21 protein-coding genes and 1 tRNA gene are annotated in these 23,016 nt (G+C 65.1%); 16 read left to right on the plus strand and 6 right to left on the minus strand.

Annotated features, from left to right (window positions below; translation table 11 throughout):
- The first annotated feature begins 81 nt into the window (after nt 1-81).
- The 14 genes from uvrB to ACTG4X_RS14735 all read left to right on the plus strand — a co-directional run bounded on the left by uvrB (nt 82) and on the right by ACTG4X_RS14735 (nt 11,371).
- Nucleotides 82-2,199, plus strand: coding sequence for an excinuclease ABC subunit UvrB (uvrB, locus tag ACTG4X_RS14670; protein WP_440534156.1), 2,118 nt, complete (start codon nt 82-84; stop codon nt 2,197-2,199).
- A 233-nt stretch (nt 2,200-2,432) separates the two neighbouring features.
- Nucleotides 2,433-2,969, plus strand: coding sequence for a Fe-S cluster assembly transcriptional regulator IscR (iscR, locus tag ACTG4X_RS14675; protein ID WP_007828186.1), 537 nt, complete (start codon nt 2,433-2,435; stop codon nt 2,967-2,969).
- 84 nt (nt 2,970-3,053) lie between these two features.
- Nucleotides 3,054-4,274: an IscS subfamily cysteine desulfurase gene (locus ACTG4X_RS14680; RefSeq protein WP_093052338.1), complete on the plus strand. Its 1,221-nt coding sequence runs from the start codon at nt 3,054-3,056 to the stop codon at nt 4,272-4,274.
- Nucleotides 4,275-4,324: 50 nt separating this feature from the next.
- Nucleotides 4,325-4,744 carry a Fe-S cluster assembly scaffold IscU gene (iscU, locus tag ACTG4X_RS14685; RefSeq protein ID WP_093052335.1) on the plus strand — a complete coding sequence of 140 codons (420 nt, stop codon included), beginning with the start codon at nt 4,325-4,327 and terminating at the stop codon, nt 4,742-4,744.
- A 1-nt stretch (nt 4,745) separates the two neighbouring features.
- Nucleotides 4,746-5,069, plus strand: a complete 324-nt coding sequence (gene iscA, locus ACTG4X_RS14690) for an iron-sulfur cluster assembly protein IscA (RefSeq protein ID WP_007828190.1) — start codon at nt 4,746-4,748, stop codon at nt 5,067-5,069.
- Nucleotides 5,070-5,132: 63 nt separating this feature from the next.
- A complete protein-coding gene (gene hscB / locus ACTG4X_RS14695; protein ID WP_440534157.1) occupies nt 5,133-5,651 on the plus strand; it encodes a Fe-S protein assembly co-chaperone HscB in 519 nt (172 codons plus the stop codon).
- A 4-nt stretch (nt 5,652-5,655) separates the two neighbouring features.
- Nucleotides 5,656-7,518, plus strand: a complete 1,863-nt coding sequence (hscA, locus tag ACTG4X_RS14700) for a Fe-S protein assembly chaperone HscA (RefSeq protein ID WP_440534158.1) — start codon at nt 5,656-5,658, stop codon at nt 7,516-7,518.
- Between the two features lie 9 nt (nt 7,519-7,527).
- Nucleotides 7,528-7,866 (plus strand): ISC system 2Fe-2S type ferredoxin, encoded by a 339-nt coding sequence (gene fdx, locus ACTG4X_RS14705; RefSeq protein ID WP_007828193.1) that lies wholly within the window; start codon nt 7,528-7,530, stop codon nt 7,864-7,866.
- On the plus strand, nt 7,866-8,573 hold the full coding sequence (gene dnaQ / locus ACTG4X_RS14710) for a DNA polymerase III subunit epsilon (protein WP_440534159.1): 708 nt from the start codon (nt 7,866-7,868) through the stop codon (nt 8,571-8,573). The genes fdx and dnaQ overlap by 1 nt, the downstream gene beginning before the upstream one ends.
- A 75-nt stretch (nt 8,574-8,648) precedes the next feature.
- Nucleotides 8,649-8,723, plus strand: a tRNA-Val gene (locus ACTG4X_RS14715).
- A 161-nt stretch (nt 8,724-8,884) separates the two neighbouring features.
- Nucleotides 8,885-9,007 (plus strand): stereocilin, encoded by a 123-nt coding sequence (locus ACTG4X_RS14720; protein ID WP_093052323.1) that lies wholly within the window; start codon nt 8,885-8,887, stop codon nt 9,005-9,007.
- Between the two features lie 35 nt (nt 9,008-9,042).
- Complete coding sequence (locus tag ACTG4X_RS14725; protein WP_440534160.1) at nt 9,043-10,146, plus strand: NAD(P)/FAD-dependent oxidoreductase; 1,104 nt, start codon at nt 9,043-9,045, stop codon at nt 10,144-10,146.
- Nucleotides 10,147-10,300: 154 nt separating this feature from the next.
- Nucleotides 10,301-10,597 carry a glycine zipper domain-containing protein gene (locus ACTG4X_RS14730; protein ID WP_093052316.1) on the plus strand — a complete coding sequence of 99 codons (297 nt, stop codon included), beginning with the start codon at nt 10,301-10,303 and terminating at the stop codon, nt 10,595-10,597.
- 54 nt (nt 10,598-10,651) lie between these two features.
- Nucleotides 10,652-11,371 carry a phage holin family protein gene (locus ACTG4X_RS14735; protein WP_440534161.1) on the plus strand — a complete coding sequence of 240 codons (720 nt, stop codon included), beginning with the start codon at nt 10,652-10,654 and terminating at the stop codon, nt 11,369-11,371.
- Nucleotides 11,372-11,389: 18 nt separating this feature from the next.
- Here the strand turns inward: ACTG4X_RS14735 and ACTG4X_RS14740 are convergent, their stop codons facing one another.
- Nucleotides 11,390-12,469 carry a quinone-dependent dihydroorotate dehydrogenase gene (locus ACTG4X_RS14740; protein WP_426392608.1) on the minus strand — a complete coding sequence of 360 codons (1,080 nt, stop codon included), beginning with the start codon at nt 12,467-12,469 and terminating at the stop codon, nt 11,390-11,392.
- Nucleotides 12,470-12,509: 40 nt separating this feature from the next.
- On the opposite strand from ACTG4X_RS14740, the gene rpiA reads away from it, so the two are divergent.
- Complete coding sequence (gene rpiA / locus ACTG4X_RS14745) at nt 12,510-13,214, plus strand: ribose-5-phosphate isomerase RpiA (protein ID WP_093176623.1); 705 nt, start codon at nt 12,510-12,512, stop codon at nt 13,212-13,214.
- A 28-nt stretch (nt 13,215-13,242) separates the two neighbouring features.
- Here the strand turns inward: rpiA and ACTG4X_RS14750 are convergent, their stop codons facing one another.
- The 5 genes from ACTG4X_RS14750 to ACTG4X_RS14770 all read right to left on the minus strand — a co-directional run bounded on the left by ACTG4X_RS14750 (nt 13,243) and on the right by ACTG4X_RS14770 (nt 20,066).
- Nucleotides 13,243-13,884: a glutaredoxin family protein gene (locus tag ACTG4X_RS14750; protein ID WP_093176624.1), complete on the minus strand. Its 642-nt coding sequence runs from the start codon at nt 13,882-13,884 to the stop codon at nt 13,243-13,245.
- A 30-nt stretch (nt 13,885-13,914) separates the two neighbouring features.
- Complete coding sequence (locus tag ACTG4X_RS14755; RefSeq protein ID WP_426392612.1) at nt 13,915-15,972, minus strand: M3 family metallopeptidase; 2,058 nt, start codon at nt 15,970-15,972, stop codon at nt 13,915-13,917.
- A gap of 5 nt (nt 15,973-15,977) precedes the next feature.
- Nucleotides 15,978-16,829, minus strand: a complete 852-nt coding sequence (gene folD, locus ACTG4X_RS14760; protein WP_093176627.1) for a bifunctional methylenetetrahydrofolate dehydrogenase/methenyltetrahydrofolate cyclohydrolase FolD — start codon at nt 16,827-16,829, stop codon at nt 15,978-15,980.
- A 76-nt stretch (nt 16,830-16,905) separates the two neighbouring features.
- Entirely contained in the window at nt 16,906-17,538 is a 633-nt protein-coding gene (locus tag ACTG4X_RS14765) for a response regulator transcription factor (protein ID WP_012747279.1), read from the minus strand.
- Nucleotides 17,535-20,066 carry a PAS domain-containing sensor histidine kinase gene (locus ACTG4X_RS14770; protein WP_093052292.1) on the minus strand — a complete coding sequence of 844 codons (2,532 nt, stop codon included), beginning with the start codon at nt 20,064-20,066 and terminating at the stop codon, nt 17,535-17,537. The genes ACTG4X_RS14765 and ACTG4X_RS14770 overlap by 4 nt, the downstream gene beginning before the upstream one ends.
- Before the next feature lie 227 nt (nt 20,067-20,293).
- Here ACTG4X_RS14770 and aceE point away from each other — a divergent pair, with 227 nt between their 5' ends.
- On the plus strand, nt 20,294-23,008 hold the full coding sequence (gene aceE, locus ACTG4X_RS14775; protein ID WP_093052289.1) for a pyruvate dehydrogenase (acetyl-transferring), homodimeric type: 2,715 nt from the start codon (nt 20,294-20,296) through the stop codon (nt 23,006-23,008).
- Nucleotides 23,009-23,016: the final 8 nt, after the last annotated feature.

Here is a 23,016-nt window from a genome sequence, read left to right on the forward strand (position 1 = left end):
TTCGCTGCAACCGGAGGAGGCTTTATCCTTTCCGGTTGCCTTGAATTTTACCGGCGCGAGCGCCACCTGTCGGGAACAGCCATGCCAGAGAACAACGAAGCCATAGCAGACCTGAAGAAACTGGACCCGATCGGGCCGGCGAAACAGGGGGAATTCATCCGCTATCCGGACTCGCCTTTCGAGCTTTTCCAGCCCTATCAACCGGCCGGCGACCAGCCGAAAGCGATCGAGGGGCTGGTCGAGGGCGTGATCGATGGCGAAGTGTTCCAGACCCTGCTGGGCGTGACCGGTTCGGGCAAGACCTTCACCATGGCCAACGTGATCGCCCGGCTGGGCCGCCCGGCCATCGTGTTTGCGCCCAACAAGACGCTGGCGGCGCAGCTCTACAGCGAATTCCGAGAGTTCTTCCCGAAGAACGCCGTCGAGTACTTCGTGAGCTACTACGACTACTACCAGCCCGAGGCCTATGTGCCCCAGCGCGACTTGTTCATCGAGAAAGATTCATCGATCAACGAGCACATCGAGCAGATGCGGCTGTCGGCCACCAAGAGCGTGCTGGAGCGGCGCGACACCGTCATCGTGGCCACGGTGAGCGCCATCTACGGCATCGGCACGCCCGAGGACTACATGGAGATGCGGCTGATTGCCCGCGTCGGCGACAAGGTCGGCCAGCGCGACCTGATCTCGCGGCTCATCCGCATGCAGTACCTGCGCAACGAGCAGGACTTTGCCCGCGGCACCTTTCGCGTGCGGGGCGACACCATCGACGTGTTCCCGGCGGAGCACAGCGAGCTGGCGATCCGCTTCGAGCTGTTCGACGACGAGATCGAGTCGCTGCAGCTCTTCGACCCGCTGACCGGCCGCATCCGCCAGAAGGTGCCGCGCTTCACCGTGTATCCGTCGAGCCACTACGTCACGCCGCGCGACAAGGTCATGGCGGCGGTGGAAACCATCAAGATCGAGCTTGGCGATCGGCTCAAGGAACTGGTGGGGGCGGGCAAGCTGGTCGAGGCGCAGCGGCTGGAGCAGCGCACCCGTTTCGACCTCGAAATGCTCGCCGAAATCGGCCATTGCAAGGGCATCGAGAACTACACGCGCCACCTCTCGGGCGCTGCGCCAGGCGACCCGCCGGCAACGCTGACCGATTACCTGCCGAAGGACGCGCTGATGTTCCTCGACGAAAGTCACCAGATGATCGGCCAGCTCAGCGCCATGTACAACGGCGACCGGGCGCGCAAGACCACGCTGGTCGAGTACGGCTTTCGACTGCCGAGTGCGCTGGACAACCGGCCGCTCAAGATGGAAGAGTTCGAAAAGCGCATGCGCCAGTGCATCTTCGTTTCGGCCACGCCGGCGCAATACGAGAAGGACCATGCCGGCAACGTGGTCGAACAGCTGGTGCGGCCCACCGGACTGATCGACCCCGAGGTCGAGGTGCGGCCCGCCACGCATCAGGTGGACGACGTGCTGGGCGAGATCCGCGTGCGCGTGGACAAGAACGAGCGCGTGCTGATCACCACGCTGACCAAGCGCATGGCCGAGCAGCTGACCGACTACCTGGGCGACAACGGGGTGAAGGTGCGCTACCTGCACAGTGACGTCGACACGGTCGAGCGGGTGGAAATCCTGCGCGATCTGCGCCTGGGCACCTTCGACGTGCTGGTGGGCATCAATCTGCTGCGCGAGGGGCTGGATATTCCCGAGGTATCGCTGGTGGCGATCCTCGACGCCGACAAGGAAGGCTTCTTGCGCGCAGAGCGCTCGCTGATCCAGACCATTGGCCGCGCAGCGCGGAACCTGAACGGCAAGGCCATCCTCTACGCCGACCGGATGACCGAGTCGATGAAGAAGGCCATCGGCGAAACCGAGCGCCGCCGTGCCCGGCAGATTGCCTACAACGAAGCCAACGGCATCACGCCGCGCAGCATCGTCAAGCAGGTGCGCGACCTGATCGACGGTGTCTACAGCGAGAAAACGGGCAAGGAAATGGCCAAGCTCGACCTGGAACGCGCCAAGGTCGAGGACATGAGCGAAAAGGACATCGCCCGGGAGATCAAGCGGCTGGAAAAGCAGATGCTGGAACACGCCCGCAACCTCGAATTCGAGAAGGCAGCCCGGGTGCGCGACCAGTTGGCGCTGCTGCGGGAGCAGGCGTTCGGGGCGTCGGGCGGCGACAACATCGCGATACCGCCGCAGTAGGTCAGACGTTCGCATTCTTCAAGCGAACCGCGCTGGGGTTTACCCCAGCAGACCTCGGGGGCTTCTGTTATACTTGAGCGAAACAGTCAACAACAAGAAAAGAACTTCGCGATGAAGGACCGACTCCTACCGACTGGTTCACCAGCGTCAGGGGTCGGGCAGGGCGGAGACGAAGTCACCGCGGTCCAGGACCACGGTGTCATTTCAACGGTAAGCACTTGAAGGAGCTTGCGATGCGTCTCACTACCAAAGGCCGTTTTGCGGTCACAGCAATGATCGATCTGGCGTTGCGTCAGAACACCGGTCCGGTCACGCTGGCTGCGATCAGCCAGCGGCAGCAGATTTCGTTGTCGTACCTCGAACAGCTGTTCGGCAAACTGCGCCGTCACGAGCTGGTCGAGTCGACCCGCGGCCCCGGCGGCGGCTACAGCCTCGGTCGCAAGGCCGCGGACATCACCGTGGCCGACATCATCGTTTCCGTCGATGAACCCATCGATGCCACCCAGTGCGGCGGCAAGGAAAACTGCCTCGGCGAAGCCGGCCGCTGCATGACGCACGAGCTCTGGGCCTCGCTGAACCAGCGCATGGTCGAGTTCCTCGATTCCGTCACGCTGCAGAAGCTGGTCGACGACCAGATCGCCAAGGGCGTGCAGATCGAAAACAAGCCAGTCGTCAAGCGTGCGATCTCGGCCCAGCCGGTGGTCAAGCCGATCCGCGTGAACGCACCGAATTCGGTGTTCGCCCTCGGCAACGCCTTCGCCAAGTCCTGAGTACTGAGTCCCCGGCGGCGCCTTCGGGCGCCACCTTGAGCCGCCCAGATCAAAAAACAACCCCCACGCCAGCACGAGCCAGCCATGGACGTAACTCCTCATTTCCCGATCTATCTCGATTACGGCGCGACCACGCCGGTCGACCCGCGTGTGGTCGACGCCATGATTCCCTGGTTGCGCGAACACTTCGGCAACCCGGCGTCGCGCAGTCACGCTTGGGGCTGGGAGGCTGAAGAGGCGGTCGAGAAGGCGCGCGGCCAGGTGGCTGACCTGATCAATGCGGATCCCCGCGAAATCGTCTGGACGTCGGGCGCGACCGAATCGATCAATCTCGCGCTCAAGGGCGCGGCCCAGTTCTACAAGGGCAAGGGCAAGCACCTGATTACCCTGAAGACCGAGCACAAGGCCGTGCTCGACACGATGCGCGAACTCGAGCGCCAGGGCTTCGAAGTCACCTACCTCGACGTCGAGGAAAACGGCCTCGTCGACCTTGAAAAGTTCAAGGCCGCGATCCGCCCTGACACCATCCTGGCCAGCGTGCTGTTCGTGAACAACGAAATCGGCGTGATCCAGGACGTGGTCGCGATCGGCAATGTCTGCCGCGAAAAGGGAATCATCTTCCACGTCGATTCGGCCCAGGCCACCGGCAAGGTCGACATCGACATCACGAAGCTGCCCATCGACCTGATGAGCCTCGCCTCGCACAAGACCTACGGCCCCAAGGGCATCGGCGCGCTGTACGTGCGCCGCAAGCCGCGAGTGCGGCTCGAGGCGCAAATGCATGGCGGCGGTCACGAACGCGGCATGCGTTCGGGCACCTTGCCCACGCATCAGATCGTCGGCATGGGCGAGGCCTACCGCATCGCCAAGCTCGAAATGAAGGACGACATCGCCCATGCGCGCCGCCTGCAGAAGCGTCTGCTCGATGGCCTGAAGGATGTCGAGCAGGTGTTCATCAACGGCGACCTCGAACACCGTGTGCCGCACAACCTGAACATGAGCTTCAACTACGTCGAAGGCGAGTCGCTGATCATGGGCATCAAGGGCCTGGCGGTGTCGTCGGGTTCGGCCTGCACCTCGGCCAGCCTGGAGCCCAGCTATGTGCTGCGCGCCCTGGGCCGCAGCGACGAGCTGGCCCACAGCAGCCTTCGCATGACCATCGGCCGTTTCACGACCGAAGAAGAAATCGACTACGCCATTTCGACCATCAAGCACAACGTTGCCAAGCTGCGTGAGCTGAGCCCCCTGTGGGAGATGTTCCAGGACGGCGTCGACATCAGCACGATCCAGTGGTCGGCCCACTGACGCAGGCCCGCACCAGGCTCCACGATTGAACAAAGTTTGAGAGGTACACCATGGCATATTCTTCCAAGGTCATCGACCACTACGAAAATCCACGCAACGTCGGCTCCTTCGAAAAGGGCGACGACTCGGTAGGCACCGGCATGGTCGGTGCACCGGCCTGCGGCGACGTGATGAAGCTGCAGATCAAGGTCAACCCCGAAACCGGCGTGATCGAAGACGCACGCTTCAAGACCTACGGCTGCGGCTCGGCCATTGCGTCGTCGTCGCTCGTGACCGAATGGGTCAAGGGCAAGACGCTCGACGAAGCGGCTGCGCTCAAGAACGCGCAGATCGCCGAAGAGCTGGCGCTGCCGCCCGTGAAGATCCACTGCTCCATCCTGGCCGAAGACGCGATCAAGGCCGCCGTGAGCGACTACAAGGCCAAGCACGGCGTCAAGACCGAAGCTGCTGCTGCCGAAGCTGTCCACTGACATGGCCGTCACGCTGACCGAAGCCGCTGCGCGACACGTCACCCGCTACCTCGGCAAACGGGGCAAGGGCGTGGGCGTGCGGCTGGGCGTGAAGACCACGGGCTGCTCCGGCCTGGCCTACAAGCTCGAGTACGTGGACGAGTTCACGCCTGAAGACGTGGTGTTCGAAGACCACGGCGTGAAGGTGCTGGTCGACCCGAAGAGCCTGGCCTACATCGACGGCACGCAGCTCGACTTCGTGCGCGAGGGCCTGAACGAGGGTTTCAAGTTCATCAACCCCAACGAACGCGACCGTTGCGGCTGCGGGGAAAGTTTTCGCATCTGATGCGCCGTCGCTGACCGCGACAACAGCCGCCACCATGTCATGTGCTGGCGGTTTTTTCTTGCCATGAACCTGAACGACACCGACTTTCAACTGTTCGCCGTCCCGGCGACTTTCGCGCAGGACCGTGCGGTGCTCGACGCGCGCTGGAAAGAGCTGCAGCGCGAAGCCCACCCGGACCGCTTTGCCGCGCAGGGCGCCGCCGCGCAGCGCGTGGCCATGCAGTGGTCGGTGCGCATCAACGAGGCTTACCAGCGGCTCAAGGATCCGATCCACCGCGCCAGCTACATCTGCGAGATGCACGGCGCGCCGCTGAACGCCGAGAACAACACGGCGATGCCGCCGGAGTTCCTGATGCAGCAGATGGAGTGGCGCGAGGCGCTCGACGATGTCGAAGACGCCGCTTCGCTCGAGAAACTCCAGGCCGAGGTCGAGGCTGCTCGCGCCCGCGCACTGTCGTCGCTCGACTGGCTGATCGACGAAAAAGGCGACTACCCCGCCGCCGCGCAGCAGGTGAGAGCCCTCATGTTCATTGAGCGCTTCGGACAGGACGTCGAAGCCAGATTCGATCAGTTGGGACAATAGAGGCATGGCTCTTCTTCAGATTTCAGAACCCGGCCAGGCGCCCGACCCGCATCAGCGTCGCATTGCCGTGGGCATCGACCTCGGCACCACCCATTCGCTGGTGGCCGCGGTGCGCAATGGCGTGGCCGAATGCCTGCCCGACGACCAGGGTCGCGTGCTGCTGCCTTCGGCCGTGCGCTACCTTGAAAACGACCGCCGCCAGATCGGCTTCGATGCGCTGGCGGCGCGCGCCAAGGACCCGGCCAACACGATCACTTCGGTGAAGCGGCTCATGGGCCGCGGCCTGGCCGACATCGCGAACCGCGAAGCGATGTCGTACCGCATCGGCAGCAGCGATGGCGGCATGGTGCAGGTGCAGACCCTGGCGGGCGAAAAGTCGCCGGTCGAGATCAGCGCCGAGATCCTGGCCACGCTGCGCTTTCGTGCCGAGGACACCTTCGACGACGAGCTCTACGGTGCTGTCATCACCGTGCCGGCGTACTTCGACGAAGGCCAGCGCCAGGCGACCAAGGATGCTGCGCAGCTCGCCGGCCTCAACGTGCTGCGTCTTATCAGCGAGCCCACGGCGGCCGCCATCGCGTATGGCCTCGACAACGCGAGCGAAGGTGTCTACGCGGTCTACGACCTGGGCGGCGGCACCTTCGACATCTCGATCCTGCGGCTCACGCAGGGCGTGTTCGAAGTGATCGCCACGGGTGGCGATTCGGCCCTTGGCGGCGACGACTATGACCACGCGCTGGCCGGCTTCGTGCTCGCGCAGACGGGCCTGCAAGCCGGCAGCGATGCCGACAAGGCAGCGTTGCTGGTCGCCGCACGGGCCGCGAAAGAGGCGCTGACCGATTCGGAATCGGCCCTGTTCAAGGCTGACGTGGCAGGCAAGACCGCTTCGTTCGACCTGACCCGCGAACAGTTCTACACCGCCACGCGGCCGCTCACCGATCGCACCATTGCTGCCGTCCGCAAGGCACTGCGCGACGCGAAGCTCAAGCCCGACGACCTGCAGGGCATCGTGCTTGTCGGCGGCTCCACCCGCATGCCGCAGGTCCGCAGCGCCGTCGCCGAGTTCTTCGGCCGCGAGCCGCTGGTCAACCTGAACCCTGATGAAGTCGTGGCCCTCGGTGCTGCCATCCAGGCCAACCAGCTCGCCGGCAACAACGGCGCGGGCGAGCTGCTGTTGCTCGACGTGATCCCGCTCTCACTCGGCATCGAGACCATGGGCGGTCTGGTCGAGCGCATCGTGCCGCGCAACCAGACCATCCCCACCGCGATGGCGCAGGACTTCACGACCTATCAAGACGGCCAGACTGCGCTGGCATTGCATGTGGTGCAGGGCGAGCGCGATCTCGTGGCCGACTGCCGCAGCCTCGCGCGCTTCACGCTGCGCGGTATCCCGCCGATGGCGGCCGGCGCGGCACGCATCCGCGTGACCTTCACGGTCGACGCAGACGGTCTGCTGAGCGTGAGTGCCAAGGAGCAGGGCAGCGGCGTCGAAGCCAGCGTGGCGGTCAAGCCGTCATACGGCCTGTCGGACGACCAGATCGCGACCATGCTGCAGGAGAGCTTTTCCACGGCGCAGCAGGACATGCTGGCCCGCGCGCTGGTCGAGGCGCGCGTCGATGCCGATCGCATGCTGCTCGCCACGCAGAGCGCGCTCGATGCCGATGGCGACCTGCTGAGCGACGGAGAGCGCGCCGTCATAGACGCATCGATGGCGCAGTTGCGTGAAACCGCCAAGGGCAGCAACGAGGCCGCCGCCATCGAGGCTGCCACCAAGAAGCTGGCCGACGACACCGAGGCCTTTGCCGCACAGCGAATGAACGCGGGCATTGCGCGCGCACTTGCCGGCCGCAAGGTCGAATCTCTCTAGAACAACAACATGCCCACGATCAAGATCTACCCGCATCCCGAGTACTGCCCGCAGGGCGCTGAAATCACCGCGCCCGCCGGCACCTCGATCTGCGAGGCGCTGCTCGACAACGACATCAACATCGAGCATGCCTGCGAGATGAGCTGCGCCTGCACCACCTGCCACGTGATCGTGCGCGAGGGCTTCAACTCGCTGAACGAGGCGGAAGAGGGCGAAGAAGACTTGCTCGACCGCGCCTGGGGCCTGGAGCCGCAGTCGCGCCTGAGTTGCCAATCGATCCTGGCGCAGGAGAATGTGACCATCGAGATTCCGAAGTACTCGATCAACCACGCCAAGGAAAACCACTGATGTCGCGCCAGATCGTTCTTGATACCGAAACCACCGGCCTCTCTGCGGAGAACGGCGACCGTGTCATCGAGCTCGGCTGCGTGGAGCTGTTCGCTCGCAAGCTCACCGGCAACGACCTGCACATCTACTTCAACCCCGAGCGTGAGAGCCACGAGGACGCACTCAAGGTCCACGGCCTGACGACTGACTTCCTGCGCGACAAGCCGAAGTTCGCCACCCTGGCCAACGACATCGTCGAGTACCTGCGCGATGCCGAGTTGATCATTCACAACGCGGCCTTCGACGTCGGCTTTCTCAACAAGGAGTTCGAGCGTGCCGGTTTGCCGCCGCTGCGCACCTTCGTCAGCGAAGTGACCGACACGCTGGCCATGGCCAAGCAGGTGTACCCGGGTAAGCGCAATTCGCTGGACGCGCTGTGCGACCGCTTCGGTGTCGACCGCTCGAACCGAACCTTCCACGGCGCCAAGCTCGACGCGCAGCTGCTGGCAGACGTCTACATCAACCTCACGCGAGGCCAGGATGCGCTGCTGATCGACGTGGCTTCGAACGAGCCTCAGCTGGGCACCACCGTGGTAGCCATCGACCTGAGCCAGTTCGAGCTGCCGGTGATCCTGGCCGCCGAGCACGAACTGACCGCGCACGAAGCGGTGTTGGGGCAACTCGACAAATCGAGCGGCGGTCGCACGCTGTTTCGCGAAATCGGCTGAAAAGCTATGGCATAATCTGAGGCTTCGCACAACGCGATACGTTTTCAGAACGCTGCAGTCAAACAGCAGCGTTTCGGGCGGTTAGCTCAGGGGTAGAGCACAGCATTCACACTGCTGGGGTCGGAGGTTCGAAACCTCCACCGCCCACCATTCAAAGCAACGACTTACGGCACCTTCGGGTGCCGTTTTCGTTTGTCGCGCCGACTTCATTCATCGACTGAACTGTCGGCCTGCACCGACGGCAAGTGCAGCCAAGGGCTGTTGAACTTCCCGTAGTGGCGGCCTAGAACTAATGGGCAAGGAGCACCGCCATGGCCACTCATCCAGATCTTCCGACCCCCGTCACGCCGAACCTGCCCGTCGAGCCCGACGAAGGGGCTGAGACGCCACCCGACGAACCCACCGATCCGGAGCCGCCGCCCTCCGTGCAATGAGGAAATCCGCGAGCGAGCCGCGCTAAGCTCGCGCGATGGACGAAATAGATTGCGCTGTCATCGGCGCTGGTGTGGTGGGGCTGGCAGTGGCGCGCGCCTTGGCGCTCGCGGGCCGGGAAGTGCTGGTGCTCGAATCCGAAGGTGCCATCGGCACGGGGACAAGTTCGCGCAACAGCGAAGTCATTCACGCCGGCATCTACTACCCGCAGGGCTCGCTCAAGGCGAGGCTGTGCGTCGAAGGCAAGGAAATGCTGTACGCCTACGCGGCGGAGCGTGGTGTGCCGCATAGGCGCTGCGGCAAGCTGATCGTGGCGACCTTGCCCGAGCAGGCGGACCAGCTCGATGTCATCCGGACGAAGGCGGCTGCGAACGGCGTCGGTGATCTGACGTTGATCACCGCGCAGCAGGCTGTGGCGATGGAGCCGCAGCTGCATTGCGTGGCGGCGCTGCATTCGCCGAGCACAGGCATCGTCGATAGCCACTCGCTCATGCTGAGCCTGCTCGGCGACCTCGAGAATGCGGGCGGCATGTTGGCACTGAAATCGCCCATCGTGCGTGCCGAATGCGGCGATGGCGCCATCGTCCTGATGGCTGAGGATGGCACTGCGCTGCGTTGCCGCAGCGTGGTCAATGCAGCGGGTCTCGGTGCCCCTGCGCTGGCGCGGCGTTTCGAGGGCCTGCCGGCCTCGGCGGTGCCCAGGGAATACTTCGCCAAGGGCAACTACTTCACCCTGTCGGGGCGAGCGCCGTTCGGGCGTCTGATCTATCCCGTGCCCGAGCCGGGCGGGCTGGGCGTGCACCTCACGATCGACCTGGGCGGCCAGGCCAAGTTCGGGCCCGACGTGCAGTGGGTGTCTTCGGCCGGTGAGCTTGTGGTGGACCCGGCCCGCGGCGAGGGTTTCTATGCCGAGGTGCGCAAGTACTGGCCCGCGCTGCCCGATGGCGCCCTGATCCCGGGCTACGCGGGCATGCGGCCGAAGATCTCGGGCCCGGGCGAGCCGGCGGCCGACTTCATGATCGACGGACCTGCATCGCACGGTGTGCCGGGGCTGGTCAATCTCTTCGGCATCGAGTCGCCAGGCCTCACGAGCAGCCTGGCCATCGGGCGCCATGTGGCCGGCTTGCTGGCGGACGCGTGAAGCGCGCTTTGCACGTCGCGAAGTGGCATCTCGCGTCAAAGTCTGCACATCTGTAGCGCCTGAGGGTCTTTTGAGCCTGTAACATGACAGCACGCCATTTGCTGGCGCGAAGCCGCCGGCGCGGTGCCGGTGTCATCACGGAGGAAAGTTTCCAATGAGTGCATCCCAAAATCTTGAAGCAGCAGCCGAAGACATTGCAAGCGACGTGCGCGGCGTGCTGGCAAGCAAGGACCTGGATTCGGTTCCCCACATCAAGGCGCTGCGCCAGCGCATCGACACCAAGCTGGCCATCGCACGCGAACTCGCGGCCGAGAAGAGCAAGCTCGCCGCCAAGAAGGCCCGTGAAGCGGCCACTTCCGCCAACGCCTACGCCCACGACGAACCATGGCAGATCGCCGGTGCCGCACTGGCCGTCGGCGTGCTGGTGGGCCTGCTGCTTGGCCGCCGCTGACCTGAGCGCGCACGGCAGCAAGATCGTTCATCCGGACATGGCCGGAGCCAGCCCATGAGGCTGCTGTCCCTGTTCGGGCTGAACGCCCGGATTCGCCGGCTGCGCATTGCCGCGGCCGAAGGCGCCTTGGCGGCCGAAGACCGGGTGCAATTGCTGCGCATGGCCTGGGAGGACGAGAAGCAGCGCCTCAAGCTGATGCTCGTCTTCAGTCTGGCCGTGCTGGGGCTCACCACGGTCACGGTGGCCTTGCTGTCCGTGGCGGTGGTGGTTCATTTCTGGGAAACACCGTACCGCATCACCGCTGCGTGGTCGGTGGCAGGCGTGTGGATCGTGCTCTGGCTGGCGGCCGCCGTCGGCTTGCTGCTGACCCTGCGCAATGCGTCCAACAGCTTCGTGCCGGCACGCCAAGAGTTCGAGCGCGACTGGGCCTGGGTCCAGGACAGCTTCGGCCTGGGCAAGGATCCGGAGCAGGACGAAGAAGCGCCGCGCCCCCCGCGGCCGGCCACGCGCGAAGAGCTGCTGGCGCGCATGGAGCGTCAACGCGAGCGCATCGCGACGCTGCAGGGTGGACGCGAGGCACAGCCTGCGGGCGGCTCGGGCGAAGGCGAAGCGCCTCCGCCCAATGAATCGGCTGCTGCTGCGGCCTTGCGCATCGCCCGTGCACATCCCGTGGCCACCGGCGTCGTTGCCGCGGCGGCCGTGGCGGTGATCAAGCCGAGGCGCCTGCTGCGCTGGGCTGCGGTCATCGCGCCAGTGCTCTGGCGCATGCGCTGAAGAGGAAAGAAAAAGCTCTCAGGCCTTGCTGCGATCGCGCAGCAGCGCCTGGGCTGCTTCGCGGACCAGCGCCGGTCCGCGGTAGATCAGGCCGGTGTAGATCTGCACCACGTCCGCACCCGCGGCGATCTTGGCCTTGGCATCCGCGCCACTGAGGATGCCGCCCACCCCGATGATCGGAAAGCCCGAGCCCAGCGCCGCGCGCAATTGGGCGATCACGCGGTTGCTTGCCTCGCGCACCGGTGCACCCGACAGTCCACCCGCTTCTTCGGCATGCGGCAGGCCTTTGACGGCATCACGCGCAAGCGTGGTGTTGGTGGCGATCACGCCGTCCATGCCGTGGCGCTTCAGCGTGGCGGCGATGACTGCCACCTGGGCTTCGTCGAGATCGGGCGCGATCTTCACGAACAGCGGCGAGCGCTTGTTGTGGCGTGCTGCCAGAGCCTCGCGCCGTTCGGCCACCGCGCCGAGCAGCGCATCGAGCGCTTCGTCGCTTTGCAGCGTGCGCAGGTTGGCTGTGTTGGGGCTCGAGATGTTGATCGTCACATAGTCGGCATGCGGGTACACGCCGTCGAGGCAGATCAGATAGTCGTCCACCGCGCGCTCGATCGGCGTGGCGGCGTTCTTGCCGATGTTGAGGCCCAGCAGCATCGGCTGCTTCGCACCGCCGCCGCCCTTGCGAAAGCGCGCCTTCTGCACGTTGGCCAGGAAGGCGTCGAGCCCTTCGTTGTTGAAGCCTAGCCGGTTGATCAGCGCGTCGCGCTGCGGCAGGCGGAACATGCGCGGCTTGGGATTGCCCGGCTGGGCCTTCGGCGTCACCGTGCCGACCTCGACGAAGCCGAAGCCCATGGCGGCAAAGGCGTCGATGCAGCGGGCGTTTTTGTCGAGCCCGGCCGCCAGGCCCACGCGGTTCGGAAAGGTCAGCCCGGCGAGCTGGACGGGGTCGTCGACGCGGGGCGCCGAGTAAGCGCAGGCCAGCGGCGTGTTCTGGGTGCGAGCAAGCCCATCCAGCGTGATTTCGTGGGCATGCTCGGGGTCGAAACCGAACAGGAAAGGGCGGGCCAGGCCGTAGAGCGAGGAGGGCATCAGCAGGGGCATCGGATAATTCGGGGCTTCAATGAGCCAAGGATTCTCCGCGATGACCGCACCCGCCTCCCCAACCCCTCTTTCTCAGGACGAACTCAAGGCCCAGGTCGGCCTTGCCGCGCTGGCCTATGTGGTCAAGGGCGAGATCGTCGGCGTCGGCACTGGCTCGACGGTGAACAAGTTCATCGATGCGCTGGCCACCATCAAGGACGAGATCAAGGGCGCCGTCTCCAGCTCGGTCGCCTCGACCGAGCGACTGCGCGCCCTCGGCATTCCGGTGTTCGACAGCAACGAGGTGGAAGAGCTGGCGGTCTACATCGACGGCGCGGACGAAATCGACCACCGCGGTTTCATGGTGAAGGGCGGCGGTGCTGCACTCACGCGCGAGAAGATCGTCGCGGCCCAGTCGCGCAAGTTCGTCTGCATTGCCGACGCATCCAAGCTGGTAGAGGTGCTGGGCGCCTTTCCGCTGCCGGTGGAAGTGATTCCGATGGCCGCGCGCCGCGTGATGCGCCAGTTCGCCAGCATGGGTGGCATCGCCCAGGTGCGCGAGAAAGACGGCCTGCCGCTGGTCACGGACAACGGCCAGCACATCGTCGACGTGACGGGCCTTCGAATCACCGATCCGCTGGCTTTCGAGTCCGAAGTGAGCCAGTGGCCGGGCGTGGTGACGGTCGGCGTCTTCGCGCACCAGAAGGCCGACGTGTGCCTGCTGGGCACCTCGACTGGCGTGAAGACGCTGCAGTTCGGCGCCTAGGAATGAAAGGCCGCGCGAGCGGCCTGGCTCAGAACTTGATGCCGGCGGGGTTGCTCGGGCTCGGCTCGCTCGATGCGGGGGGCGGCGGCGCCGGCTGTGCGGCCGGTGCTGCGGCGGCACGGGGTGCGGGTGCTGCCTGCTGCGCGATCAGCGGTCGCGCGGGGCCGTTGCGGTAACCGGCGGGCAGGCTGTTGCTCTTGGGGTAGCCGGCCGCGTCGAGGTACTGCGACCACTCGACATCCGAGAAGCCCTTGAGCTGCTGCGACCCGATGGTCAGCAATGGCAGCGAGCTCTGGCTGCTCAGGCGCTGCAGCGCCTCGATTTCCTCGTTGCTCTTGACGGTGCGTTCCTCGAACGGAATGCCCCGCGTAATGAGCAGCGAGCGAGCCGTGCTGCACGGCCCGCATTCGTCGCTGCTGTACAGCGTGACGGGGTAGCGCTGAGCCACTTGCCGCAGCTCGTAGGGCAGGCCCGCATTTGCCGGCGTGGTGGAGCCGCCTTGCGAGGCCGAGGCCGGCTCGGTGCTGGCCGTGGGGGCGCGGTCCGAGAACGTGACCTTGCCATTCTTGTCGACCTGGCGATAGACCTGTTGCGCCATGGCGCCCGTGGCGACGAGCACCAGGGCCAGGCCGGTCAGGCGATGCAGTGAGAATTTGTAAATCGGATGCATCGCCCGAGTATCGCAAGCTTCAGCGCCGCATCAAGCAGGCTGAGGCTCCGCCATGCCCTGGTGTCGCAGCAGCGCATCAAGCTGGGGTTCGCGACCACGGAAAGCCTTGAACGAATCCATGGCGCTGCGGCTGCCGCCGGCCTCCAGGATGGCCTGGCGGTACTTGCGGCCGGTTTCGATGTTCGGCTCGCCGTCGGCACCCACGGTTTCCTCGAAGGCCGCGTAGGCGTCGGCGCTCAGCACCTCGGCCCACTTGTAACTGTAGTAGCCGGCTGCGTAGCCGCCCGAGAAGATGTGGCTGAAAGTATTCGGCGTGCGGCTGAACGGCGGCGAGGGCATCACGGCCACCTCGGCGCGCACCTTGCCGAGCAGCGCCATCACGTCGCCGGTCTTGGCGGCGGCCGCGTGGTACTCGGTGTGCAGCAGCATGTCGAACAGCGAGAACTCGATCTGGCGCAGCGTCTGCAGGCCGCTCTGGAAGTTCTTGGCAGCGGTCATCTTGTCGAACAGCGCGCGGGGCAGCGGTTCGCCGGTGTCGACGTGGGCGGTCATGTGCTTGAGCACATCCCACTCCCAGCAGAAGTTTTCCATGAACTGGCTCGGCAGCTCGACTGCATCCCACTCGACGCCGCTGATGCCCGAGACGTCGCGCTCGTTCACCTGAGTGAGCATGTGGTGCAGGCCGTGGCCGAACTCGTGGAAGAGGGTGGTCACGTCGTCATGCGTGAGCAGCGGCGGCTTGCCGTCGACGCCGCTGGCAAAGTTGCACACCAGTTGCGCGATGGGGGTTTGCAGCGCACCGTTGTCGGGGCGCAGCCAGCGGGCGCGCACGTCGTCCATCCAGGCACCACCGCGCTTGGCGGCGCGGGCCGAGGGGTCGAGATAGAACTGGCCGACCTTCTGACCGGCGCGTTCGATGCGGTAGAACTCGACGCTCGGGTGCCAAGTAGGCGCCGAGTCGCGGCGGATCGACACCTCGAACAGCGTCTCGACGATCTTGAACAGCCCGGCCATGACCTTCGGCGCGGGGAAGTACTGCTTCACCTCCTGCTCGCTGAAGGCGTAGCGCGCTTCCTTGAGCTTCTCGCCGATGTAGCTCCAGTCCCAGGGCTGGGGGTCGGTGATGCTCAACTGCTCCGAGGCGAAGACCCGCAGGTCGGCCAGGTCGCGCTCGCCATAGGGCTTGGCCTTGATTGCGAGATCGCGCAGGAACTTGACGACCTGCTCGGGCGACTCGGCCATCTTCGGCACGACCGAGAGTTCGCCGTAGTTCCTGTAGCCCAGCAGCTTCGCTTCTTCCTCGCGCAGCGCGAGGATTTCGGTGATGAGCGCGGTGTTGTCGAAGGCGGCGTCGCCGAACTCGCTGGCGCGGGTGACGTAGGCGCGGTAGAGCTTCTCGCGCAGCGCGCTGCTCTTGGCGAACTGCATCACCGGCAGGTAGCACGGCATCTTGAGTGTGAGCTTGTAGCCTTCCTTGCCATCGGCCTCTGCGGCGGCGCGCGCGGCGCTCACCACGTCTTCGGGCACGCCTTCGAGTTCGCCGAGCGCGGCGTAGTAGGCGAAGGCATCGGTTGCGTCGAGTGCGTTTTCGCTGAACTTCTGGCTCAGCTCGGCCTGGCGCTCCTGGATCTCGGCGAAGCGCTTCTTGGCGTCGCCCTGCAGCTCGGCACCGCCCAGCACGAAGTTGCGCACGGCATTGCGATGCGCCTGGCGCTGCTCTGCGTTGAGCGTGGCGACGTCGATGGCCTTGTACTTGGCGTACAGCTGCTCGTCGGAGCCCAGCCGGGTCCAGAAGGCGGTCACGCGCGGCATGGCCTCGTTGTAGGCGGCGCGCAACTCGGGCGTGTCGGCCACTGCGTTGAGGTGGCCGACGGCGCTCCAGGCGCGGCTGAAGCGTTCGGAGGCCACGTCGAGCACCTTCGAGATCGCATTCCAGTCAGCGGGAAAGCCGGGCGCCGTCACGGTCTGCAGCGCGGTCTCGGCATCGGCCAGCAGCGCGTCGACGGCGGGCGCGACGTGCTCGGGCTTGATGCGATCGAACAGCGGGAGATCGTTGAAATCGAGGAGAGGATTGTTCGTCATGGCCATGAAAGTTACTTGGCGGCGCGTTCGGCCGCTTCAAGGGTGTTTGCCAGAAGCATGGCGCGCGTCATGGGGCCGACGCCACCGGGCACGGGCGTGATCCAGCCGGCCACTTCCTTCACGCCGTCGAAATCGACGTCGCCGGCCAGCTTGCCGTCTTCCTTGCGGTTCATGCCCACGTCGATGACGACCGCGCCCGGCTTCACCATGTCGGCGGTCAGGAGATTGAGCTTGCCCACCGCCGCGACGATCACGTCGGCCTGGCGCGTGATGGCGCCCAGGTCTTGCGTGGCGCTGTGGCAGATGGTCACGGTGGCGCTCTTGGCGAGCAGCATCATGGCCATCGGCTTGCCGACGATGTTGCTGCGGCCGATGACCACGGCGTGCTTGCCGCGCAGGTCGTAGCCGATGGATTCGAGCATCTTCATGCAGCCGTGCGGTGTGCAGGGCCAGAAGCCTGGGGCGCCGGTCATCAGCGCACCGGCGCTGGCAACGTGAAAGCCGTCGACGTCCTTTGCGGGCGAGATCGTCTCGATGACCTTCTGGCTGTCCATGTGCCTGGGCAGCGGCAACTGGACCAGGATGCCGTGTACCTTCGGGTCGTCGTTGAGGGTGCGGATGCGGGCCAGCAGATCGGCCTCGCTCATGTCGGCGGGGTAGGTTTCGAGCGTGGCTTCCAGGCCGGTCTGGGCGCTGTCGTTGACCTTGTGCTTCGTATAGACCTGGCTGGCCGGGTCTTCGCCCACGAGGATGATTGAAAGGGCCGGGTTCACGCCACGGGCCTTGAGTGCGGCGGTGCGGCCGGCAACTTCGGCGCGAATGGTTTTGGCGAGGGCGTTGCCGTCGATCAGTTGGGCGGTCATCGATTTCGATTTTCCAAGTAAAAACGCCCGCTTGCGCAGGCGTGGGATTCATTCGTCGCTATCTGCCGGATAGCTTCTAGGCCTTGGCAGCGGGCGCCGCCTGTCCCAGGGCGATCTTGAGCAGATCGGCCACGGTGTTGGCGTTGAGCTTTTCCATGATGTTGGCGCGGTGCGCCTCGACCGTCTTGATGCTGATGCCCAGGTCGTCGGCGATCTGCTTGTTCAGGCGGCCGGCGACGATGCGTTCGAGCACCTGCGCCTCGCGGCCCGTGAGCTTGGACAGCAGCGCGTCGCGGCTGGCCGACTGCTGGTGCTGCGTGAAGGCGCCGCGTGCGTGTTCGAGCATACGCTCGACCAGCGTGACCAGCTCTTCGTCGTTGAAGGGCTTCTGGATGAAATCCATCGCGCCTTTCTTCATGCTGTCGACCGCCATCGGCACGTCGCCGTGGCCGGTGATGACCACGATCGGCAGCGGGGAGCGCCGTTCGATCAGCCGATCCTGCAATTCGAGGCCGGTCATGCCGGCCATGCGGATGTCGACGATCAAACAGGCGACTTCGCGCGGGTCGTATCGGGAGAGAAAGGATTCGGCGGAATCGAAACAGCGGACTCTGTAGTCCTTGCCTTCGAGCAGCCATTGCAGCGAATCGCGTACGGCTTCGTCGTCGTCGACGACATAGACCGTGCCCTTCTTCGGAATCAAACTCATGCAGGTACCTTTGCCTCGTCGCTAGCTACGGAACTGATAGCGTCCAACACCGGAATCCAGAAGGAAAAGCGGCATCCGATCACATCCGGGCCATTGTAGATGTTCTCCGCCTGCATCCGGCCGCGGTGCGACTCGACGATGGTGCGGCACAGATTCAGCCCGATGCCCATGCCTTCGGGCTTGGTCGAGAAGAAGGCTTCGTAGAGCCGGTCCATCACTTCGGGAGCCAGGCCCTTGCCCGTGTCCTGCACCGAGAATTCGATGGCGTTGTGGCCCTCGATCACCTTGGGCAGCACCCGCAGCTCGACGCTGCGGCGTGCCAGCGGGCGGTCGGCGATGTCGATGGATTCGGCGGCGTTCTTCAGCAGGTTGACCATCACCTGCTCGATGAGGATCGGGTCGACGCGCACCACCGGCAGCCGCGCGGCCACGTAGTGGTTCAGGCGTACGTTGCGCCGACGAAGCTCGATGCCGGCGAGTTCGACCGCCTCGCTCACCATGGTGGCCACGTCGGCCGGCGTGCGGTTGGGTTCGCTGCGCTTCACGAAGGAGCGGATGCGCTGGATGATCTGGCCCGCGCGCTGCGCCTGCTTCGAGGTCTTTTCGAGCGCGGCGAGCAGGGCCTCGGTGTCGATCGACTGGCCCTTGATGCGCGACATCATCCCGTTGCAGTAGTTGGTGATGGCGGTCAGCGGCTGGTTGAGCTCGTGCGCCACGCTCGACGCCATTTCGCCCATCGTGATGAGGCGGCTTGCGGCCTGGGCCTTGTCGGCCTGCGCGGCGGCCTGCTCTTCGGCGTCGCGGCGCGGCGTGATGTCGGTGGCGATGACGAGCTGAGCCAGGCGGCCGTCGACCCAGGTCAGGTAGCGCGAACGCACTTCGAGCCACTTGCCGAGGTGGGGCACGAAGATTTCGTTGTTGGCAGTCTGCGCGGCGGTGAGCGTGTCGATGGGCAGGCCGGCATACGGGTCCACGTCGTCGAGGCCTTCGTCGTGTGCATTGGATGCGGGCACGCCTGCTTGCGCGACCATGCCCAGGTGCCCCACGGTGTCCGAGCCGAACCACAGGCGATACAGCTTGTTGGCGAACAGCAGTTCCTCGCTGCCGATGGGGGCGACCGACACCGCTGCGTCGAGCGCTTCCAGCACGGTGGTGAAGCGCTCGTAGGAGGCCGACAACTGCTCGCGGATGCGCGTGGGCTCGGTGATGTCGGTCATCGACGTCATCCAGCCGGTCTGGTGGCCGCGCGCGTCGATCAGTGGTGACACGTACAGCCGCGCGTTGAACACGCTGCCGTTCTTGCGCTTTACGCGCACCTGGAAGCCGCCGGGGAGGGCGCGGCCGTGCAGCTCTTCTTCAAGCCGCTCGTTCATCACCTCGCGGTCGGACTCGAGCCAGTAGGGAAAGGGCGGCGTCTGGCCGACCAGTTCTTCCTCGCTCCAGCCCGTCATGGCGCAGAAGGCAGCGTTCACGTAAGTGATGCGCCCTTGCAGATCGAGCACGCGCATACCCGTGAGCATGGAGTTTTCCATTGCCCGGCGGAAATTGGTCTCGGCCACCAGCCGCTGCTGTGCCTGGAGCCGTCGCCGCGTGTGGCGCCAGGTGCCGATCAGCATCCAGCTCGTGAGCACGCTGAGAGCGCAGACCAGCCAGAACAGGCCGTTGCCGACCACGCCCTGCGAGGTGCGGTAGGCCTGCGCCCGCAGCACCAGCGCGTTGCCCACGGGCGACACCGGCACTTCGTACTCGTTGGTTCGCTCGCTCCAGGGCAGCAGGCGCGTGCCGCTGTCTTTCAGGTTGGTGGTGTTGCCGGCAATTACATGGCCCTTGGCGTCGAGCAGCGATACCGCGTAGCGCGCCTGGACCTCCGACGGCATGCCATAGCGCAGCAGCCCGTCGACCGAGAACTCGCCCAGCACCACGCCTGCGAACAGGCCCTGGTCGAAAAGGGGAATGTGCAACTGCAGCATCGCCGCTGGATCGCCTCCGGCCACGGGTTGCGAATACACCGGCTGGCGCAGTTCGCGCGCCAGCGCGTAGTTGCTCTCGATGTCGCCGGGGCGCAGCACATCGCCGATCAGGTGCTGCTGCGCCGGGTGCACGCTGGGCGCCGCATAGCCGGCCTTGAAGCGGCGGCGGTCGTCGATCCAGGTGATGGTCTGCAGTTCGGGGAACTGGCTCACCAGGGACTCGGCGCGGCTGGTGAATTCGACCGGGTCGATCTCGCGGTTAGAGGCATCGCGCGCGATGCGCATCAATTGCTCTTGCCGCTCCAGCAGCCGCAGCCGCATGCGTTGCTGGGCGTATTCGACGTCGCGGCGTACCGACTCCTGCTCGCGCTCGACTTCTTCAGTGCGCAGGTACCAGAAGGCGGAAACGATGGCGGCAAGAAACAACAGCACAGCCGCCATCGGCGCGAGCATGGCGACCGCGTCCTGCAGCACCGGCGTCTGCCGGCGCCACCACCTGCGCCACCAGGACAGGGGTGAGGCACTGCGGGCAACGGCCAGCGGGGAGGAAAGAGGCATCACCCGAGTTTAGGTGAAGCCCCTCTCGGAAGCGATGTGGGCTGCCGTGGGATGAGCTCGGTAGCGGTTGCGGGATGGTTGCCGTCCCGATCGGTGCATTGTCATAAATATCACATTAAGAAATCGCCATGCACTATTTGAAATCCCAATGTTTCTATGAGAAACTCCGCCGCGCTGATCCCATAGCGCACTAAATTACCGCCACAGCCCTAAAAGGAGAGACAAGCATGTCGGCAAATCCCGAGAACCTGTTCGGCTCGGCCGCAAACGATGCGGACGCCCAGGAAACCCGTGAATGGATGGATGCACTGTCCTCCGTCATCCAGAGCGAGGGTCCGGAGCGGGCCCACTTCCTTCTCGAGCAGCTGCTCGAGCATGCCCGCCAGAACACGGTCGACATGCCGTTCTCGGCCAACACCGGCTATGTCAACACCATCGAGCCTTCGCAGGAGGCTCGCAGCCCCGGCAATCTCGAGATCGAACAGCGCCTGCGCGCCTACATGCGCTGGAACGCCATGGCCATGGTGGTCAAGGCCAACCGCCACCATCCGGCCGAAGGGGGCGACCTGGGCGGCCACATCGGCTCCTTCGCGTCGCTGGCGAGCATGTTCGGCGCCGGTTTCAACCACTTCTGGCACGCCGAGAGCGAAAACCACGGCGGCGACCTGCTCTACATCCAGGGCCACGTTTCGCCCGGCATCTATGCCCGCGCCTACCTCGAAGGCCGCCTGTCCGAAGAGCAACTGCTCAACTTCCGCCAGGAAGTGGACGGCAAGGGCCTGTCGAGCTACCCGCACCCCAAGCTGATGCCGGAGTTCTGGCAGTTCCCCACCGTGTCGATGGGCCTGGGCCCGCTGATGGCGATCTACCAGGCGCGCTTCCTCAAGTACCTGCACGCACGCGGCATCGCCAACACCGAGAACCGCAAGGTGTGGGTGTTCTGCGGCGACGGTGAAATGGACGAGGTCGAATCGCTGGGCGCCATCGGCCTCGCGGCACGCGAGAACCTCGACAACCTGATCTTCGTCATCAACTGCAACCTGCAGCGCCTCGACGGCCCGGTGCGCGGCAACGGCAAGATCATCCAGGAGCTCGAAGGCGAGTTCCGCGGTGCCAACTGGAACGTCGTCAAGCTGATCTGGGGCAAGGGCTGGGACGCCCTGCTCGAGAAGGACCATGACGGCGCGCTGCGCAAGATCATGATGGAGTGCAACGACGGCGACTACCAGTCGTTCAAGGCCAACGACGGCGCCTACGTCCGCAAGAACTTCTTCGGCCGCGACCCGCGCACGCTGAAGATGGTCGAGCACCTGACCGACGACGAGGTCTGGAACCTCCAGCGCGGCGGCCACGACTCGCAGAAGGTGTTTGCCGCCTTCCACGCCGCCCAGAACCACACGGGCCAGCCCACGGTGCTGCTCGTCAAGACCGTCAAGGGCTTCGGCATGGGCAAGATCGGCGAGGGCAAGAACACGGTCCACCAGACCAAGAAGCTCAGCGACGAGGACATCAAGGCCTTCCGCGACCGCTTCAACATCCCGATTCCAGACAGCCAGATTGCCGAGCTGCCGTTCTACAAGCCGGCTGACGACACGCCGGAAATGCGTTACCTGCACGAGCGCCGCAAGGCCCTGGGCGGCTACCTGCCGCACCGCCGTGTCAAGGCCGACGAGAGCTTCACGGTGCCGTCGCTCGACACCTTCAAGGCGGTGATGGAGCCCACGGCCGAGGGCCGCGAGATCTCGACCACTCAGGCCTATGTGCGCTTCCTCACGCAACTGCTGCGCGACAAGGCGCTCGGCCCGCGCGTGGTGCCGATCCTCGTGGACGAGGCGCGCACCTTCGGCATGGAAGGCCTGTTCCGCCAGATCGGCATCTACAACCCGCACGGTCAGCAGTACACCCCGGTCGATAAAGACCAGGTCATGTACTACAAGGAAGACAAGGGCGGGCAGATCCTGCAGGAAGGCATCAACGAAGCCGGCGGCATGTCGAGCTGGATCGCGGCGGCCACGTCGTACAGCACGAACAACCGCATCATGGTGCCGTTCTACGTGTACTACTCGATGTTCGGCTTCCAGCGCATCGGCGACCTGGCCTGGGCGGCCGGCGACATGCAGGCGCGCGGCTTCCTGCTCGGCGGCACCTCGGGGCGCACCACGCTGAACGGCGAAGGCCTGCAGCACGAAGACGGTCACAGCCACATTCTGGCCAACACCATCCCGAACTGCGTGAGCTACGACCCGACCTTCGCGCACGAAGTCGGCGTCATCCTGCACCATGGCCTCAAGCGCATGGTCGAGAAGCAGGACAACGTCTACTACTACCTGACGCTGCTCAACGAGAACTACGCGATGCCCGGCCTGCAGCCCGGTACCGAAGAGCAGATCATCAAGGGCATGTACCTGTCGAAGCAGGGGCCCGCGCTCAAGGCCAAGGCACCCACGGTGCAACTGCTGGGCAGCGGCACCATCCTGCGCGAAAGCTTCGCTGCGCAAGAGCTGCTCGAAAAGGACTGGGGCGTGTCGGCTTCCGTGTGGAGCTGCCCGAGCTTCAACGAACTCACCCGCGACGGCCAGGACGCCGACCGCTGGAACCTGCTGCACCCGGACCAGACGCCGCGCGTGCCCTTCGTGGCCGAGCAGCTCGGGGCCTCGACCGGCCCGGTGGTCGCATCGACCGACTACATGAAGGCTTATGCCGAGCAGATCCGCCCCTTCATCCCGAAGGGCCGCACCTACAAGGTGCTCGGCACCGACGGCTTCGGCCGAAGCGACTTCCGCAACAAGCTGCGCGAGCACTTCGAGATCAACCGCCACTACATCGTGGTGGCCGCGCTCAAGGCGCTGAGCGAAGATGGCACCGTGCCGGTTGCCAAGGTGGTGGAAGCGATCAAGAAGTACGGCATCAATGTCGACAAGGTCAACCCGCTTTACGCTTGAACATCAAC

This window comes from Variovorax sp. YR566 (assembly GCF_051992195.1).
Classification (GTDB): Bacteria; Pseudomonadota; Gammaproteobacteria; order Burkholderiales; family Burkholderiaceae_C; genus Variovorax.

What these genes read in the sequence shown, in the direction of transcription:
- ACTG4X_RS14765 (WP_012747279.1), bottom strand. Translation starts at nt 17,538, where the DNA reads ATGAGTTTGATTCCGAAGAAGGGCACGGTCTATGTCGTCGACGACGAC.
- aceE (WP_093052289.1), top strand. Translation starts at nt 20,294, where the DNA reads ATGTCGGCAAATCCCGAGAACCTGTTCGGCTCGGCCGCAAACGATGCG.
- ACTG4X_RS14680 (WP_093052338.1), top strand. Translation starts at nt 3,054, where the DNA reads ATGGACGTAACTCCTCATTTCCCGATCTATCTCGATTACGGCGCGACC.
- uvrB (WP_440534156.1), top strand. Translation starts at nt 82, where the DNA reads ATGCCAGAGAACAACGAAGCCATAGCAGACCTGAAGAAACTGGACCCG.
- hscA (WP_440534158.1), top strand. Translation starts at nt 5,656, where the DNA reads ATGGCTCTTCTTCAGATTTCAGAACCCGGCCAGGCGCCCGACCCGCAT.
- ACTG4X_RS14720 (WP_093052323.1), top strand. Translation starts at nt 8,885, where the DNA reads ATGGCCACTCATCCAGATCTTCCGACCCCCGTCACGCCGAACCTGCCC.
- ACTG4X_RS14735 (WP_440534161.1), top strand. Translation starts at nt 10,652, where the DNA reads ATGAGGCTGCTGTCCCTGTTCGGGCTGAACGCCCGGATTCGCCGGCTG.
- ACTG4X_RS14730 (WP_093052316.1), top strand. Translation starts at nt 10,301, where the DNA reads ATGAGTGCATCCCAAAATCTTGAAGCAGCAGCCGAAGACATTGCAAGC.
- fdx (WP_007828193.1), top strand. Translation starts at nt 7,528, where the DNA reads ATGCCCACGATCAAGATCTACCCGCATCCCGAGTACTGCCCGCAGGGC.
- ACTG4X_RS14725 (WP_440534160.1), top strand. Translation starts at nt 9,043, where the DNA reads ATGGACGAAATAGATTGCGCTGTCATCGGCGCTGGTGTGGTGGGGCTG.
- ACTG4X_RS14770 (WP_093052292.1), bottom strand. Translation starts at nt 20,066, where the DNA reads ATGCCTCTTTCCTCCCCGCTGGCCGTTGCCCGCAGTGCCTCACCCCTG.
- iscU (WP_093052335.1), top strand. Translation starts at nt 4,325, where the DNA reads ATGGCATATTCTTCCAAGGTCATCGACCACTACGAAAATCCACGCAAC.
- ACTG4X_RS14750 (WP_093176624.1), bottom strand. Translation starts at nt 13,884, where the DNA reads ATGCATCCGATTTACAAATTCTCACTGCATCGCCTGACCGGCCTGGCC.
- ACTG4X_RS14755 (WP_426392612.1), bottom strand. Translation starts at nt 15,972, where the DNA reads ATGGCCATGACGAACAATCCTCTCCTCGATTTCAACGATCTCCCGCTG.
- iscA (WP_007828190.1), top strand. Translation starts at nt 4,746, where the DNA reads ATGGCCGTCACGCTGACCGAAGCCGCTGCGCGACACGTCACCCGCTAC.
- iscR (WP_007828186.1), top strand. Translation starts at nt 2,433, where the DNA reads ATGCGTCTCACTACCAAAGGCCGTTTTGCGGTCACAGCAATGATCGAT.
- rpiA (WP_093176623.1), top strand. Translation starts at nt 12,510, where the DNA reads ATGACCGCACCCGCCTCCCCAACCCCTCTTTCTCAGGACGAACTCAAG.
- folD (WP_093176627.1), bottom strand. Translation starts at nt 16,829, where the DNA reads ATGACCGCCCAACTGATCGACGGCAACGCCCTCGCCAAAACCATTCGC.
- ACTG4X_RS14740 (WP_426392608.1), bottom strand. Translation starts at nt 12,469, where the DNA reads ATGCCCCTGCTGATGCCCTCCTCGCTCTACGGCCTGGCCCGCCCTTTC.
- hscB (WP_440534157.1), top strand. Translation starts at nt 5,133, where the DNA reads ATGAACCTGAACGACACCGACTTTCAACTGTTCGCCGTCCCGGCGACT.
- dnaQ (WP_440534159.1), top strand. Translation starts at nt 7,866, where the DNA reads ATGTCGCGCCAGATCGTTCTTGATACCGAAACCACCGGCCTCTCTGCG.